The organism is Terrimonas rubra (assembly GCF_042686025.1).
Lineage (GTDB): Bacteria > Bacteroidota > Bacteroidia > Chitinophagales > Chitinophagaceae > Terrimonas > Terrimonas rubra.
In genome coordinates this window covers 341384-358956 of record NZ_JBHUOZ010000003.1, presented here as the reverse complement: position 1 = coordinate 358956, position 17573 = coordinate 341384, and the positions used below count along the sequence as shown (strand labels likewise).

At 43.1% G+C, this 17573-nt stretch carries 10 protein-coding genes; 5 read left to right on the top strand and 5 right to left on the bottom strand.

What is annotated here, in order from left to right; genetic code table 11:
- Nucleotides 1-65 precede the first annotated feature (65 nt).
- Nucleotides 66-3050, top strand: a complete 2985-nt coding sequence (locus ACFS6H_RS11035) for a T9SS type B sorting domain-containing protein (protein WP_386098286.1) — start codon at nucleotides 66-68, stop codon at nucleotides 3048-3050.
- Nucleotides 3051-3350: 300 nt separating this feature from the next.
- On the opposite strand, the gene ACFS6H_RS11030 is transcribed toward ACFS6H_RS11035, so the two are convergent.
- Nucleotides 3351-3956 (bottom strand): hypothetical protein, encoded by a 606-nt coding sequence (locus tag ACFS6H_RS11030; protein ID WP_386098284.1) that lies wholly within the window; start codon nucleotides 3954-3956, stop codon nucleotides 3351-3353.
- Nucleotides 3957-4127: 171 nt separating this feature from the next.
- Between ACFS6H_RS11030 and guaB the strand changes: the two genes are divergently transcribed.
- The 4 genes from guaB (at nucleotide 4128) to ACFS6H_RS11010 (ending at nucleotide 8917) form a co-directional block, all read left to right on the top strand.
- Nucleotides 4128-5624, top strand: a complete 1497-nt coding sequence (guaB, locus tag ACFS6H_RS11025) for an IMP dehydrogenase (protein WP_386098282.1) — start codon at nucleotides 4128-4130, stop codon at nucleotides 5622-5624.
- Between the two features lie 421 nt (nucleotides 5625-6045).
- A complete protein-coding gene (locus tag ACFS6H_RS11020) occupies nucleotides 6046-6246 on the top strand; it encodes a Sec-independent protein translocase subunit TatA/TatB (protein WP_386098280.1) in 201 nt (66 codons plus the stop codon).
- A 57-nt stretch (nucleotides 6247-6303) separates the two neighbouring features.
- Nucleotides 6304-7743: an Asp-tRNA(Asn)/Glu-tRNA(Gln) amidotransferase subunit GatA gene (gene gatA / locus ACFS6H_RS11015; protein ID WP_386098278.1), complete on the top strand. Its 1440-nt coding sequence runs from the start codon at nucleotides 6304-6306 to the stop codon at nucleotides 7741-7743.
- A gap of 64 nt (nucleotides 7744-7807) precedes the next feature.
- Nucleotides 7808-8917 (top strand): lytic transglycosylase domain-containing protein, encoded by a 1110-nt coding sequence (locus tag ACFS6H_RS11010; RefSeq protein WP_386098276.1) that lies wholly within the window; start codon nucleotides 7808-7810, stop codon nucleotides 8915-8917.
- A gap of 250 nt (nucleotides 8918-9167) precedes the next feature.
- Here the strand turns inward: ACFS6H_RS11010 and ACFS6H_RS11005 are convergent, their stop codons facing one another.
- From ACFS6H_RS11005 to ACFS6H_RS10990, 4 genes are read right to left on the bottom strand one after another with little or no spacing between them, the layout of a single operon-like run.
- The gene (locus tag ACFS6H_RS11005) at nucleotides 9168-10508 is read right to left on the bottom strand and encodes a DUF4302 domain-containing protein (protein ID WP_386098274.1); all 1341 of its coding nucleotides are present in this window, start codon (nucleotides 10506-10508) and stop codon (nucleotides 9168-9170) included.
- A 3-nt stretch (nucleotides 10509-10511) separates the two neighbouring features.
- Nucleotides 10512-11918, bottom strand: a complete 1407-nt coding sequence (locus ACFS6H_RS11000; protein WP_386098272.1) for a substrate import-associated zinc metallohydrolase lipoprotein — start codon at nucleotides 11916-11918, stop codon at nucleotides 10512-10514.
- Nucleotides 11919-11955: 37 nt separating this feature from the next.
- Nucleotides 11956-13419, bottom strand: a complete 1464-nt coding sequence (locus tag ACFS6H_RS10995) for a RagB/SusD family nutrient uptake outer membrane protein (protein WP_386098270.1) — start codon at nucleotides 13417-13419, stop codon at nucleotides 11956-11958.
- Nucleotides 13420-13431: 12 nt separating this feature from the next.
- Nucleotides 13432-16818, bottom strand: a complete 3387-nt coding sequence (locus ACFS6H_RS10990) for a SusC/RagA family TonB-linked outer membrane protein (protein WP_386098268.1) — start codon at nucleotides 16816-16818, stop codon at nucleotides 13432-13434.
- Nucleotides 16819-17573 lie beyond the last annotated feature (755 nt).

Sequence of the window (17573 nt, the reverse complement as noted above, 5' to 3'; positions counted from 1 at the left end):
GTAAGGTTACATATTAGTTTTTTTATCCGAAATTCGTTACCAACCATTCAAGGCTAACGATAGGTATGAGAAAACTAAAGCTCACCATTATATCTTGCTTTTTGCTGTTGGAAACAATGGCCCAGCTTTGTACGAACCTGGGGCAGACACCGGCATCGGCTTTCCCCGTATGTGGCACTACTACTTTCAGCCAGCTGAATGTTCCCTCCTGCAACAATGGCGTTATGAATGTAAGGTGCGGCAATGGCGAGTATGAAGCCATCAATCCCTATTATTATAAGTTTACCTGCTATACGGCCGGCACCCTGGGTTTTATGATCAGGCCTATACGAACACTGGACGATTATGACTGGGTATTGTATAATGTTACGAACAGGGATCCCTCACAGGTAGGTAATAACCCCACCTGGGTAGTAACGGAAAACTGGTCGGGAAGAACCGGCAATACCGGCACTGTAGGAACCGGGACCGGCCTTATCAACTGCGGCGGTAGTAGTTATCCGCCCATTGGTTCTATGCCTACTTTAGTTGCCGGCAACGAATACCTTTTATTGATCAGTAACTTTAGTAATTCGCAGCAGGGTTATGACCTGTCCTTTACCGGCGGCACCGCTGTTATTACCGATCCGCTGGCGCCCACGGTATCCTCTGCTGTTGCCAGCTGCGATGGTACGCAGGTTACCGTACGTTTTAATAAGGCCATGAAGTGTAATAGCCTGGCAGCCGATGGCAGTGATTTTTTTATCAGCGGCGCCACCATTATCAGTGCAACAGGGTTTAACTGTACCAATAGTTTTGATATGGATTCGGCCCTTATTACCCTGGCTGCACCGCTTAATCCCGGTACTTTTACTATTGGTGTTGTAACAGGTAATGACGGCAACAGTATTACAGATAACTGCGATTCACAGATACCCACTACCGCAACCGCTGCTTTTACGGTAAATGCCCGCCCCAACATGACCATGGGCACTATTGCCCCTCCGGCCTGTATCCCCTCCACCATTACCGTGCAACTGGCCGAGCCGGTACGTTGTAATACCATTGCCGCCAACGGCAGCGATTTTACTATTACAGGTCCCTCAGCCGTTGTAGTAACCGGCGCAACAGGCACCTGTGATGCAAGCGGCTTTACCAGCGTGGTTACCCTGCAACTAAGTGCTGCCATTACCGTAAGCGGCAATTATACTGTAGCTATTAACAGTGGTACCGATGGCAATACACTTATTGGTAATTGCGGACGCATTATACCTGCAGGCGATAATAATAATTTTACCATTGCGCCTCAAACGGCTTTGAATATGGGCACTGTTACTCAACCGGCCTGTTTACCCACTACCATCACACTTAACTTTCCTGACCGGATATTATGCAGTTCTATTGCCGCTAACGGATCGGACTTTACGATTACAGGCCCGGCCCCTGTTGTGGTGAATGGCGCTACCTTTACCTGTAATACGGCGGGCTATGTTAATACCATTACCTTACAACTGGCAAATGCGATAAGTTTGCCGGGCAATTATTCGGTGGTAGTGAGTAACGGATCAGATGGTAATGTGCTGATCGGTGAATGTGGCAGGCTATTACCTGATCTGTCCACGGCAACATTTAATATCCCGGTACTTCCTCCTATACCCATGGGCACCATCAGTTCTACAGTTTGTGCACCCTCAAGTGTAGTATTAAACTTTACCGAGAAGATCAATTGCAGTTCTGTTGACCTGCAGGATTTTTTAATAACCGGGCCTACGGCTGTAAGCATTACTAATGTGAGCACACAATGCGATGCCAATAACCAAACCAATGCCATTACCCTTAGTTTTAATGCGCCTATTGCCGTGAATGGTAGTTATGCTGTTGTAATAGCGCCTGCGGCTGTACTTACAGGCGACTGTAATAAAGTTGTTCCGGTTGGTGAAACTGCCACTTTTGTTGTTCCCGATATACCATTCACACCCATGGATAGTTTAACACCCATAGGCTGTTCGCCAGGGGAGCTACGCCTTATTTTTAAAGAGGGTATTTTATGTAACAGCATAGCCGCCGATGGCAGCGATTTTGTTTTAACCGGCACCGGTGCGCCGGCTATTACAGCGGCACGAGGTTGCACGGGCAATGGTACTACTACGGAGATCGTTCTGCAACTGGCAGCACCTATTGTAAATGCGGGTACTTATACCATTACCCTTGCCACAGGCAGCGATGGCAATACTTTATTAAATAACTGTTACCGGCCTACTCCTGCAGGAGCAACCCTATCGTTTAATACCAGCGATACTGTATCGGCCGAATTTACCTATACTTCTGTTTTAGGCTGTGATAATAATGTAACCACCTTTACGCATGACGGTAACAGGGCTGTTACCAGCTGGCGCTGGCAGGTTAATGGTGCTGCTGCCAGTAATGCTATTTCTTTTGCACGGTCTTTCGCGGCTAATAGTCAAAACAATATCAGCCTTACCGTTAGCAATGCATTATGTACGGATACGTATACTACTCCTTTAAACTTTAATAACAAAGTAACGGCTGATTTCAGTATGCCTGCCGAAGCCTGCCCGGAAGACACTGTCCATTTTACCAATAACAGCAGCGGGCCTATAGAAACCTGGCAATGGAACTTTGGCAACGGCAATAACAGCAGTGAGGAAACTCCTTTGCCACAGGTGTATGACATAACCGGCCGGGACAGGCTATATACCGTTTCGCTTACCGCCGGCAACAGCAACGGTTGCAGTATGACCACTACCCGGCAAATAAAAATATTCGGCAGTTGTTTTATTGCTGTGCCCAACGCATTTACACCCAATGGCGATAATATAAATGACCACCTCTACCCTTTAAATGCTTTTAAGGCCGATAATCTTGACTTTAAGGTATTTAACCGCTGGGGGCAACTGGTATTTCACAGCACCAACTGGTTACAAAAATGGGATGGCAGGGTAAAAGGCATTGAACAAAGTGCGGGGATATATGTATGGCAGCTCAGTTATACCCACCGCGACACCAAAGAACATGTGGTACAAAAAGGTACTACCACGCTGATAAAGTAATATACCTGTTATATAAAAAAGCCCGTTACCAGGTAACAGGCTTACAAGAGTACGGGTGTAATAAGTTTAGAAAATTGCCGGTATCTTTTTGCAGTGCAGGAACCGGCTATACAGTATCCATAATTGTTAGAACAAAAATACAGCGGCTACTGCGGCTGAACAATACCACAAACGTTGGCTTTTTATGGGTAATACTTAAAAAAATATTGCTTTTATACCACTTAGCGGTAATTACAAAACAAAAAGCAATGTTGCATAACATTGCTTTTTGAGATTATTCCGTCAATTTTATCCTGCCTGTTATTTTTCGTTACTGCCGTTGCGGGGGATGTTCAGTTTGGTAATTAACTCTTCATAAGTCATAGCTTTTAACTCCTGGTCGCTGTATCCTGTTCCGTTGCCGGTAGCACCGGGCATCATCCTGCCGCCCAATACGCCACCGGGTATAATTACATACCGGTATTTATTGGAGGTGGAGGGTGTCATAACACTGCCATTTTCACCAAAACAACTAAAGGTGAGACTGCCTACCGCATTGGAGAAAAAATTCCAGTGTGTTAAAAAAGTACCATTGATGGTAGTAGCCGGTAAAGGTCTTATATTGGTTCCGTCGCTTACAAACTGTGCATACGCCAGTATGGTACCATTGGTCCTGATGGCTTCGGTAATTCCGGGAGCTGCTTTTATAAAACTGGAGAACTGTGTTCCCGCACCTGTCCAGGCAGTGGGAGAAAACCAATCGGAGTAAATAATATTGGCCGTGCCGGGAGGGCCGGCCGGACCTGCAGGACCGGTTTCGCCAATATCGCCTTTTTCACCGTCCTTACTGCAGGCAGTAAATAAAACCACTGTAAAAGCCAGTGTAAATAGTTTTGCCAGGGAATGTTTCATTGATAAAAGTTGCATGTGTAATTATTTTATGCAACAAAACTATACTGCGTCCGGCGGCGTTTCTATACCAGAATCCCGTTAATTACTGCCCGAAAACTACCTGCAATCCGTTAGTTTTTGTTCCGGAGACAAGGCCGGCTAAAATTCTTTTTTGGAAGGTATTTTGTCACTACCCTATCTTTGCACATGGCAACAAGAAAATTAGCTACTACAGCAAAAAACAGCTCCCCCAATTTTATTGATGGTTTAACTTTTGATGATGTACTACTGGTTCCCGGTTACAGCCAGGTGCTGCCCCGTGATGTGGACATATCGGCTAAACTCACCAAAGATATTACCTTAAAAGTGCCGCTTTTATCGGCAGCAATGGATACCGTTACCGAAGCCAGCCTGGCAATTGCCCTGGCCCGTGAAGGCGGTTTAGGCATATTACACAAGAATATGACCATTGAAAAACAGGCAGAACAGGTACGTAAAGTAAAACGCAGTGAAAGCGGGTTAATTATTGACCCCGTAACCCTTACAGCCGACGCTACCATTGGCGATGCCCTGTACCTGATGCGTGAAAATAAGATCGGCGGTATTCCTATTGTTGATAAGGATTATAAACTGGTAGGTATTTTAACCAACCGCGATATGCGTTTTGAATCGGACCCCAAGCGTAAGGTTAGCGAGGTGATGACAAAGGAAAACCTTTATGTGGCACCTGAAGGCACCGATCTGAAAAAAGCCGAGCAGTTATTTAAAAAAACCAAGGTAGAAAAATTACCCATTATCAATAAACAAGGTAAACTGACAGGCTTATTTACCTATGGCGATATTTTAAAACTAAAAAATCATCCCAATGCCGTTAAAGACGGCTTTGGCCGTTTACTGGTAGGCGCCGGTGTAGGCATTACCAAGGACCTGCTGGACCGGGTAGCTGCCCTGCAACTGGTTGGTGTGGATGTTATTGCATTGGATAGTGCACACGGGCACAGCAAAGGTGTTATTGATGCCTTAAAACTGGTACGTAAAAACTTTAAAAAATTAAATATCATAGCCGGTAATGTAGGCACGGCCGAAGGCGCCAAAGCCCTGGCCGATGCAGGTGCCGATGCGGTGAAAGTGGGTATTGGCCCCGGCTCTATCTGCACCACCCGTATTGTGGCAGGCGCCGGTGTACCGCAGCTTACTGCTGTAATGAGTGCTTACAGTGCCTTAAAAGGACGTAATATTCCAGTAATTGCCGATGGCGGTATACGTTATACCGGCGATATGGTAAAAGCCCTGGCAGCCGGCGGCAGTTGTGTAATGATGGGAAGTGTATTTGCCGGCACCGAGGAAAGCCCCGGTGAAACTATTATTTACGAAGGACGTAAGTTTAAAGAATACCGTGGTATGGGTTCTTTAGGCGCTATGGCCACCGGCAGCAGCGACCGTTATTTCCAGGACCCTGAAGATGATGTGAAAAAATTTGTTCCGGAAGGTATTGAAGGCCGTGTAGCTTATAAAGGAAGCTTAAAAGAAATTGTATACCAATATGTTGGCGGCTTACGTGCCGGTATGGGTTATTGCGGCGCCAAAGACCTGACCGCCTTAAAAAATGCCAGCTTTGTAAAAATAAGCAATGCCGGTATGCGGGAGAGCCACGCTCACGATGTGGATATTACAAAAGAAGCTCCTAATTACAGCAGAAAATAATGATTAAAAACTCAGGCCCTGGTCTGAGTTTTTTTTTATGTTACCGGCTTTAGTAACATCTATCATCGCCTGTTGCGACGCTCCGTTCAGGGTTCCGTCCGCTGATCAGCAGAGAGCAACCTGCCCAAACGGGCTATTAACGGTTTACTATTAACCATTAACTATCAACTATTAACTATGAACAAATAACCTGTTCATTAGCGCTATGCAGTACAAGTGTGCGACGCAACCACAGCCCAACCAGGGCAGGGACGGTGGAAACATAACAAAAAGCGATCGTTTGTTTTATTTGTACAGCCAATAAATATTTTTATGCAAACCTTTGAACCTTTTTATTGTTGATAACGTATATGCTATTAACAATAAATAGTAGATATTTTAGCGCTTTACTTATTATCTTTGACTTATAATTACAGTTAATATGACACAGTTACATTTATTAGGCATGTTGGGTACCAATGAAATCATCATTATACTGGTGATCGTGTTGTTGTTATTTGGAGGCCGTAAAATTCCTGAGCTGATGCGTGGTTTAGGTAAAGGTGTTCGCGAGTTTAACGATGCAAAAACCAATGTGAAAAAAGAGATTGAAGAAAGCACAAATGATATAAAAAACGCCTAATCAGCGTTTTTTATCCTTTATCTCCTTCTTTTTAAGGCCGTTTAACACGTTCATTTTTTGTTTTCATTTTCCTCCATTTCATTGTACCAGTCTCAGTTACGGGACGGAAAGGTTACCTGTTTACAAGCAGTTGAGCATTATATTGCCCGCATTCAGGCCACAAGGCACCTGAATGCTTTTGTGCATATATATGCTGATGAAGCCCTGCAGCAGGCCAAAGCCCTGGATGAAAAAAGAGCAAACGGCCAGGCCATCGGTCGCCTGCACGGTGTGGTAATAGGCATTAAAGATGTGATTGCCCATAAACACCACCCTTTAGGCGCTGCTTCGAATATCCTGAAAGGTTTTCAATCCATTTACTCCGCAACAGCTGTTGAACGCTTACTGGCAGAAGATGCTATTATTATAGGTAGTCTTAACTGCGATGAGTTTGCCATGGGTAGTACCAACGAAAACTCCGCTTACGGTAAAGTGCTGAATGCGGCGGATGAAACCCGGGTACCGGGCGGCTCTTCCGGCGGATCGGCCGTAGCTGTACAGGCAGGTTTATGTATGCTGAGCCTGGGAAGCGATACCGGCGGATCGGTAAGACAACCGGCAGATTTTTGTGGTGTTATCGGCTTTAAACCCACGTATGGCCGTATATCCCGTTACGGTTTAATTGCTTACGGCTCTTCCTTTGATCAGATAGGCATTTTTGGTACCGATGTAAAGGATATAGCCCTGGCCCTGGAGATTATGGCCGGTCCTGATGATTATGACAGTACCGCCAGCCAGCAGGCACCCGAGGATTATACCACCACCATTCCCCACAAGGACAGCTATAGAATAGCTTATTTCCCGGAAGCACTGGACCATCCCAGCCTTGACCCGCTAATTTCAAAAGCGATTTATAAGCAACTGGAAGAACTAAAAGCTTCCGGCCACGAGGTTAAACCGGTGAAGTTTGACCTGCTTGACTTTATTGTTCCGGCTTATTATATATTAACGACAGCGGAAGCTTCCTCCAACCTGTCCCGTTACGACGGGGTACGTTATGGCCACCGCACTACCCAACCCGTTACCGACCTGGTGGATTTTTATAAGAAAAATCGCACGGAAGGGTTTGGTAAGGAAGTAAAACGACGCATTATGCTGGGCACTTTTGTACTGAGTGCCGGTTATTACGATGCTTATTTTACCAAGGCCCAAAAAGTACGCAAAATTTTAACAAATCAGATACAGTTGATTTTCAACGAATTTGACTGTATTGTGCTTCCCACCTCCCCCACCACGGCTTTCAAGGCCGGTGAAAAAACGGAAGACCCGATTGCCATGTATATAGCTGATATATACACAGTTATGGCAAATTTAGTGGGCGTTCCGGCCATTTCCCTCCCTCTTTTCAGGCACGAAAATGGCTTACCATTCGGCCTGCAGGTGATGACAAACCGCTTTAATGAGTTAACTTTGCTCCGGTTTTCGGACGAGCTGATGAGCTTAAAGAAAAGTGAGTAACCAATACCTGCACGAGTATTTGCATTGAGGCGCAAGATTTTTTTGACCTAAAATTTCGACAGGCATGTTTAAAAAATTGGCTTTCGCGGCCGTTTGTACAGTTTTATTTTCGTTTGCAAAGGCGGAAAGTATTTTTACAGATAACCTGAACCTTACCCAGTTGCAACAACCTTATGTTGCCGATACCATGGATACAAATGACCTGGTAGAGAAAGACTCTGTTATACTGGATGAAAAGTTAAAACAGGAAATAGCCAAATTAAATCCCAAAGCAGGTTTTAAAGACCTGTTTATACCCACTGCCCTGTCCAATGGTATGACAGTAGAGCAGCTGAACCCCATGGCCGTAAGTTTTGTAAATGATTATGTATCCCGGTTTGGCAAAACCATGGATGATATGAAGGACTGGGGACGTCCTTATTTTGATATGATGGATGATATTTTAACCGAGTATGGCCTGCCCAACCAGTTAAAATACTTAGCCGTAATAGAATCGCATTTAAAAAACAATGCCCGTTCCTGGGCAGGTGCAGTAGGCCCCTGGCAGTTTATGCCGGCCACTGCCCGTGTAATGGGCCTGCGTGTTAGCCGTAATATTGACGAGCGCAGGGATTATAAAAAGAGTACCCATGCAGCCGCACGTTATCTTACCCACCTGTACGAATTGTACGGCGACTGGCTATTGGTTATTGCAGCCTATAACGGTGGACCGGGTAATGTAAATAAAGCTATTAAAAGAAGCGGTAGCAAGGATTTCTGGCAGTTACAAAATTACCTGCCTGCCGAATCCCGCAATCATGTAAAAAAGTTTATCGCCACCCATTATATCATGGAAGGTGAAGGTGGTATTACCACGTTGACCAAACATGAAGTGGCCGCTTACCAGATGGACGGCAATTTAGCTGCTGTTATGCCTGATAATGCCATATTACCCGATAATGTAAAAATCCAGACCATTACCGGCCGTTATAATGCCCGGGTAATGGCCAAGTTTTTAGAGATGGATGAAAAGGCCTTCAACAGCCTGAACCCTACCCTGGAAAAAACACTGGCCAAAACCAGTACTTACCAGTTAAAATTACCGGAAGATAAAATGCAGGTTTTCCTGAGCAAGAAAAATGATATCCTGGACCACAGCATCCAGGCATTATTAAACCCGGATTATAAGTTTTAATCAACTTACTATAAACATAAAGTAAAAGGGATAGACAATTGTTTATCCCTTTTGCTTTTGAATGTTCTACACCTGTAATAATAACAGGCTCTTTGTGAACAAACAGGGCAGGGCACGATAATCCAGGAAAGTTCTTTTATCACTCCCATTTATACAACCCATTTCCACTGCAGACGGTAATGGGTTAAAAAACAAACGGGCCATTCAGCTTTGCTGAATGGCCCGTTTAGCAATTACTGACCCGTTATGTTTAATACATTACAAATGTCATATTGGTAGCAGGGTTGGTTTCACTGATCATGTTAGCATAAACAGTTGACCCGCTTAAGTAATAGTCAAATTTAATGGTATTGTTCAGCAGGAAAGTATTCATTTGCGTCAATATATTCGCAGTATATCCACCTGAAGCCGCAGCACGAAGTGTAAAGGTGTAAAGTCCATTATCATCTTTAGTATAGTTGTATACTATCGCTGTTGTCCATCCACCTCCACAATTATCCTGGCTGGAGAACCCGTTAAGTGTTAAACGTTTATTTACTACATCCCAAACCATTGTAATACGACCGCAGTTAAATGAATAACCCAATAAAGCTGTATTATTCAAGTTATTGTGATAGTAGTTCAATATAGCGGCTCCGCTTGTTGAAGTTCCCGGGTTGATCACCTTATAATCCGAGCGCATACCGGTATATTTTGCTCCCCATAACATATGTAATGGCAGTAAAGGTGTAGGTGAGTTATTCAGGATATACTCTTTACCGGTAGCATCGTAAATAGCCATGGTGGTACTGTTTTTCCAGCCCAGTTTGGTAAACACGATATCATTGAATTTCAGTCCACCGGCAACTATCTGCATATTATCAATGGTATAAGCAAACTTTTGTGTGGCACTTACTACTTTATTATCAGTAATGGTAGTGAGTGTTAAACGTTTACCGGATGCCATAGTGGTATTACTGTTGGCCTCAACAGAGATCTTCTGTGTGCCAATCTCAAAGTAAGAGTTAGGGTTAGACACAAAGTATTGTTTGAAAGCATTGATGGCTGTCAGGTAACTACCTGCTTCATACCTTGCTTTCTGATCGGCGGTGGCTTTTACCAGTGTAAATACCTGGCGGTACCTTTTACCTATCATCACCAGTGTATCGCCGTTAGAACGGTCATAGATAAAATCAATATCACTTCTGAAACCTTCCCGCTGCGTTCCGCCAAAAGCACTTGCTTCCGGATTATTCAGGATAGAGATATAGGTATAGGTATCGAAGGTGAGGGCTGCACCCGCATCCTGTCTAACCCTGTATCTTGATCTTTTAACGGTACTGGCAGATGTGTTGGTTAAATCTGCATACATGTTTACATACTCGTTATTATCAAAAGTCATGTAAAAACCGAAGCCGCCGCCCAGGCCGGTACTCATAGTTCCCACCCAGCCGTTAGGCGTATTTACCAGCAGGTTATTTAAGGTATCCATCTGGGCCTTGATCCTCTCGTGAGGAAGATCCTCGAATGCTGCTACATATGACTCTTTTTTACATCCTAAAAAGGAAGCAATAGTCATGGTGAGCAATAAGATATATTTTATTCTTTTCATAATTTAAAGGTTTGTTGCTAAGATTCCGTAAAAATAGTTTGCGTTGTTAGCGGTACTGTAAAAACCAGCTGTTCTCGATACCAGGTTAGGAGCAAGATCTTTGGGAGCCGGCATCCAGTCGGTAATAAAAGTGGAAGCTGTTAAAAACGACGTAATATTATTAGTAAAACTGGTAAGGAAAATATTACCGTTATTAAAGGTTGTTCCGGTACCCTGCGCTATTTTAGTGAAGGTAGTTTCGCCGGTAGTGGAATTAACGCCTACACTAAAACTATAATCACCGCTATAAGTAGTATTAGCAGCACTTCCCGCAGTAGCCGTAAAAGTAGCCCTTACCACCAGAGAGGTATTTGTTTCAAACCTTAACTGCAGATTATCCAACCGGTACCTTGCGGTGGTATTTGTATTGTACATATCCGTTTTAAAGTTATTGTACGCGGTGGCAAACGCAGGAGAAATACCATAGGTAGTGTACATATTATCATCCAGGTTAATGGTGATGGTCTTGTACAGGTTGTTATTGATATACTGGGGAAACCTATAAGAAGGATCATTGATGGTATCCTTCATATACAAGAACATTTTTTTCTGTAAGGCCCTGAAATCAACACCTACGAGGTTGGTAAAATAGTTCACCACATTTTGTTCTTTTAAACGTAAGGCAGCCTGGCCTGTTGCAGCAGGACAGGTTTTAACCCTGTTCTCAAACCAATGCTGGCCGCTTACCAATAAGCTGCTGGCCGTTTCTGCATAGTCTTCATTAGGGTTCTGGCTTGCATAAGTAGAAACATAACCCCATTTATGAGCCGAGTCGGCATTGGTTGACTGCCAGTTACCATTATAGGTAGACTTTGTGATCTGGGGAAAGTCAGACGGTATAGGGAATCTTTGGTTTACAATATGCACAAACTCATGGTGAATGGTATTGATACGTCCTTTAATAAAACCGGGAGTATTAGCATAAGCATTTACACCGAATAAATTAACACGTACACCACCCGAAGCAGTACCGGCGTAACCCTGACCGCCTGCATCGTAGGAGGTAGAACCATATAATACCCATTCTTTAGGCATATATACTTTCATGAAATTCATGCCGGCCACATCCCTGTAAGGATTTACAAACCCGCTTAATACGGTCTGCATCATGGGCTGCACCTTATCTTCTTCAGGAGGAGTAACGTTCCTGTCCGCTTCATGATAATAACGGTTGTACCTGTAAATAACGGCGGAGTTATATACATCTAAAAAATTAGCTTTTAACCACTGGTCCAAAGCACTGTTGGTTAAAGGGATATCAGGGTTCAGGTCATCCATATCCACCGGCGTGAATTTTTCTTTGTTACACGAAGCAACAAAGGCCGCCAGGAACCCGATAAACAGTATTTTATAATAAAATTTATTTTTCATAATTTTTGTTTATAGCTATAATTTTTGTGCGTTTATATTAACGGGGGTTTAACTCCAGGCCAGCCAGTTTCACTTCCTGTGGTAACTGGAACACCCTTCTCAGGTCATTAGGACCAAGCTCGATAAAGCTCTCCTCTCCTGATGGGGCGTAGATATTTTTTGTAACGGTCAACCCTCTTCTCACAATATCAAACCAACGAATACCTTCCTGTAAGAACTCCGCTTTTTTAGCATCCAGGATAGTTCTTACGATACCGGCTTTAGGATCACTTATAGAATAATAAGTATTGATCTTTGCCAGCGTAATCGCATCACTGGTAGGATTATACGCATTCAGCCTTACACTGTAGAAAGTATTGATATCTTTCAGTGCATTATCATACTGCTCCAATTCTGCATAAGCTTCTGCCCTGTTCATCAATGTTTCATCTACTGTTAATAAAATAGACTGAATATAAGGATAACCGGTAGATGCAGTAGCATAGAAGAAATACTCTCTCCATTTATAAGTGGTATAATGCGGCTGGCCATAGTTCAATATCCAGTGGCGTAAAGCTTTACCGGCCACCGTACCATTGGTTTCAAACATTTTCACCAGCTTGGCGCCATAACCATACCTTGGAGAAGTATAAATTCTCTGGTAAGTAGAATAGTTATTAGCTAATAACAGGGTTGGCTTTTGTGTGGTCTTGGTAAAGTCGGTCCTGTATTGCTCATAACCTATCGTCCTGTATTCACCTGAAATGGGGCGAAGCAGGCTGGCAAAATCATTGGAAGGTACTGTTGCATTGGCATGCTCAATAACCTTGGCCCAGTCCTGTTTGAAAAGATAAAAACGGGAAGCAAAAGCATTGGCCGCCGCTTTGGTAAAGTGGTATTTAGGCACTGAATATTTAGAATCATCCAGCAACTTCAACCCTTCGGTCAGGTCTTTTTCAATATTATCATATGTTGATTGTACCGTACCCCTGGTATAGTTAGCCAGTAACACGGTTTCGGGTTTGGTTACATAAGGAATACCTAAAGAGCTGTTATCCGTTCCTTTTTTGTAAGGCTGTGCAAATAAAATAGCCAGCATATGGTGCGCATAAGCTCTGGCAACCAATGCTTCACCTTTATAAGGTAATGCGGCATTACCAAAATTACCGTTCTCAATTACTTCCAGTGCCTGGTTGGCGGCAGCAATAGCGCTGTAACAGCCGTTCCAGTAGTTTGTACTGGTATTGGTTCCCGCACCAACATAATCCTGCCAGGTATAGTAGCTGCTGATGATATCATTTACGCTACCCACACCATCACCTTTATCCTCCGAGTTATCGGAAGCGGCTTCGGTAAATGTATAATAATCGTAAGAAGGATATGCCGTGCTCACCAGTTGCGCAATTTTTTCAACCGTATTAATTTCGGTCCTGTTATCGGGCGACTTCTCCAGGAAGCTTTTTTTACATGCTGTCAACAGCAATGCAGATAACAGGTAAATAGATATTTTTCTGAGTTTCATTTTTTTAAAATTTTAGAATCCGATTTTAAGAGATAAGGTAACTTGTTTCATGGCAGGTAATGCCACACCACCCGACGCAAAGAACTCAGGATCCTGGCCATTTAATCTTTTATCTGCATGAATGATCCACAGGTTATTTGCTACTACTGCTACAGAAGCATTGGCCACACCTATACGTTTAGCCAGCGCCTGAGACAGGTTATAACCTAAAGCAACATTTGATAATTTGATATAGTCACCTTTAGCGATACGCTGGTCAGAATAGTTATACAGGTTGTAGGGGTATACTGAACTTACCTGGGCGCCACTGGCATCTACGATCTGTAATTGATATACAGGGTCCATAATGCCCGGAACGGTTGTTCTTGCTTCATCGCCCGGCATCATCCACCTGTTCAAGGCATCTCTTGTCATAGAAGCCATATCAGTGTAGTTAGCCGAGATCTTCGGAGCCAGTCTCAGGTAGTTGCCGTATGCAAATTTTATTAAACCGGATAATGTAAAACCTTTATACCTGATCTGGTTGTAGAAACCACCGGTAGTAATGGGATCAACAGGTCCGATATACTCCAGGTTTGCGATATTATTGCTTTGTAAGTTAATATAGGTTGTATTCGCTTTCGGGTCACCAATACCCACATAAGTAGGATAACCGAAGTAGTGATTCAGGCCGGTAAATTTAACCGCGTATAAACCTCTTTGTGGTTTACCGATAACAGTTCCACCGTTCGGAGATACCAGGGTCCAGATATTAGGGTTAATATCCAGTTTGGTGATTTTATTTTTGTTAAAGGCAAGGTTCAGACGTGAGGTCCAGCCAAAATCTTTTTTCTCGATCACTTTAGCATTTAAGGTAAACTCCACACCATTTGATTTCATGGTAGCGTAGTTACCGATCTTAACAAACTGGCCACCGATACCGGAAGTATTGATAGGACCGATCAGGTCACGGATGCTCCTGTTATAAAAGTCTGTTACGAATAAGATCCTGTTGCCGGGTAAAAATCCTAACTCCAGTCCAATGTTCAGGTCATTTGTTTTTTCCCAGGTCAGTTCCGAGTTCTCCAGGCTGGAAATAAAGGTTTGTGTTTCCTGATCATTCAGGTAAGGTCTGCGAGCTATCTGGTTGTAGAAAGTTGCAGCAGAGTTGGTAGCATTACCAATATTCGCTACTAAACCATAAGAGCCTCTCAGGATAGCTGTGTTCAGGATGCTGTTTTTCCAGAAGAATGATTCACTATGAATATTCCAGCTACCGGAAACGCTCCATGTTGGTAACCATCTTGCAGTCCTGGTTTTTCCCATTTTATTGGAACCATCATACCTGAAAGTAGGGGTAATGGTAAACCTGTCATCATAGGTATAAATACCCTGGAACATATAGGCTATATAGCGGTCAGTACTTGGTTGCATACCGAAATAAGGGCGGCCTTCTTCACCCGCTCTTTTAAAGTACATATGGTATGGATTAACCAGGCCACCGTTACCATATTGGTAACCTACGCCATCAAAGAACTCGTATTGTCTTTCCGCATTCCTTACCTCCATACCGGCAAATCCCTGTACGTGGTGTTTACCAAAGTCCTCCATGTATTTCAGGTCATGACGCAGGAAGTAGCTTTTAAGATTGTTCATGTTCACATTATAAAAACCACCGCTTGGTAAAGTAACAATGGGGTATTCCCATGTATTATCAGGGTTACGGTATAAGTATTCGTTACTACCTAACACGGTAGGATCATAAGCTGCTTTATACGCCTGTACCATGTTAGAGTTCTCCAGGATATGTACCTGGTTCTCGGTTTTGGCATAACGGTAAGCACCGGTAAGGTTATAGTTGATCTTAGGAGTGATCTGGTAACCTAATGAACCCTGAACCCGCAATTCCATTACCTGTAATTTCATGTAATTAGAATTCAGTTCGTTCAATATGTTGAACGGTGCAAAATCCCTGGTAAAATATTCCAGGCTTCCGTCTTCATTATAAGGCGTAATTAAACGGCTGGTGTTCATCGCATAGTTATATGGGTTAATATCAAAACCGCGGATATAGCTACCATATACAGGCTCTGACTGTACATTCTGTGTACCCGGCGCCCTCTGGTTCCTGATAGATCCGTTGGTTAAAATTTCACCGGTTATTCTTTTACCCATTTTAAAGTTAGAACGGAAATTACCGGTAAACCTTTCCACACTGTTACCCAAAGCCTGCCCATCATCTTTTAAATAAGAAGTAGAGGCATAGGTCTGGAATTTTTCAGTACCCGAAGAAACACTCACCGAATGTTCCTGTAAGAAAGAGTTTTGAAATAATATATCAAACCAATCCGTATTGGCATTGGCATACCTTTGCAGGTATTCGTTCATACTGGGTTTGTCATTCCTTAATTTATAGGTATTGGTCACAGGATCATAGTCCATGATATCCCTGTACATTTTATTAAATATACCACCGTTGGCACCGTTGATCATGCCGGGCATCTGGAAAGAACCTTTATTCCACATTTCCATTAATACACCCATCTGGTCAGCAGAGTTCAATACGTCGAACTCAGAGTAGTTGGGTTTAATGTAACGTGAAAAATTACCGGTGTAAGAGATCCTGGGCTGACCTGAAGTTTGTTTACCTTTTTTGGTAGACACAACGATCACACCGTTCATCGCACGGGCACCGTACAATGCAGTAGCGGCGGCATCTCTTAAGATGGTGATATCCTGGATATCATCGGGGTTTAAACCGGCAACAGACGAGCCTAATAAAGTGCTCATATCACCGGTAGATAAAGCTTCATTGGATATATTCACCACATCTTCCAGGATGATACCATCAATTACCCATAATGGTTTATTATCGCCGGAAAGAGAAGTGGCACCACGGATCCTCAGCTTAGGTGCAGCCCCGAAAGTACCCGATACGTTCTGTACCGATACACCGGCAAACTGGCCTTCCAGCATTTTCGAAATATCCGGCAAACCTGCCCGCTCTACATCCGATGCGTTTAAGCTGGTGGCGGCACCTGTAAAGTTTTTCTTTTTAATGGTCTGTAAACCTGTAACAATCACTTCTTCCATCTCTTTGGTGTCTTTTTTCAAAGTGATGGTAATACCTGTAGCCGCGGCCGCTACTTTGTATTCCTGCTCCAGAAAGCCTACCGCCGATACTACTAATACAGTGCCGGCAGAAACATCGCTTACTTTAAATTCGCCCTTGGTATCGGTGTGGGTTCCTTTACCCGTTAAACCTTTTACCTGGACGCTGGCATTACTGATAGGTTCACCGGCTTCATCAACCACCTTACCGGTAACATCAATAAAACGGGAAAAGCCATTATACTTTTCCTTATCATAAAATCCTGGCTTGCCGGGGTTACCATTTGCCTTCGCGTCTGCGCAAGCCACAAAGACAAGTAATACCATAGCATGAAAGGCCGTAAGTTTCCTTACAACGGAATTTCGTTTTCTGAAATCCCGTGATCTCAAGTTCAAAATCATACAGTTTAGTTGTTGTTTATTAATCAAAGCAGTTTCGGAAAAAACAGTTGTTTATATTTTATTTAAAATATCAGTCATGTCCTGGCCGGTGTTCACATACGATACCCTGTATCAATAACCTTTATCAAACAAAAAGATCCTTGATCAGGATTCGGTCAGCAGCATCTGTATACCCCTCTTTTAAATCTATACGGGACCAGATGATTTCTACCCTCCAAAAACAACACACACATTATATTCTAAAAGCTATCATGTCGTAATAGTTATCTCTTTCAAAACCTGCATTATCATGATCAATCAGTGCCTGAGATTAAATGGATAAAGTGCGGGAAGCAGGTTATGAGCAACTCACATATAACTATTGTCGCATATTTATACTATTATATATCAAGTATTTACAAAAATGAAATGAAAACAAAGATGAATTGAATGAAAATAATTCCCACAAATTGGATCTGTAAGGGCTATTTGCCTTCATGAAGTAATTTTTTAAGCAGTTAAATATGTTGGTTAACCCAAATATATGCTTCACAGTTTGGGATTCCAAAACTCATTTCTACCAAACTATGATACAAATTGAGTGTTTTTACTTAACATAAGCTCAAAAAATGAACAAAATCACCCTGGAGAATGACCTATTTTGTTTATAATAACAAATATTA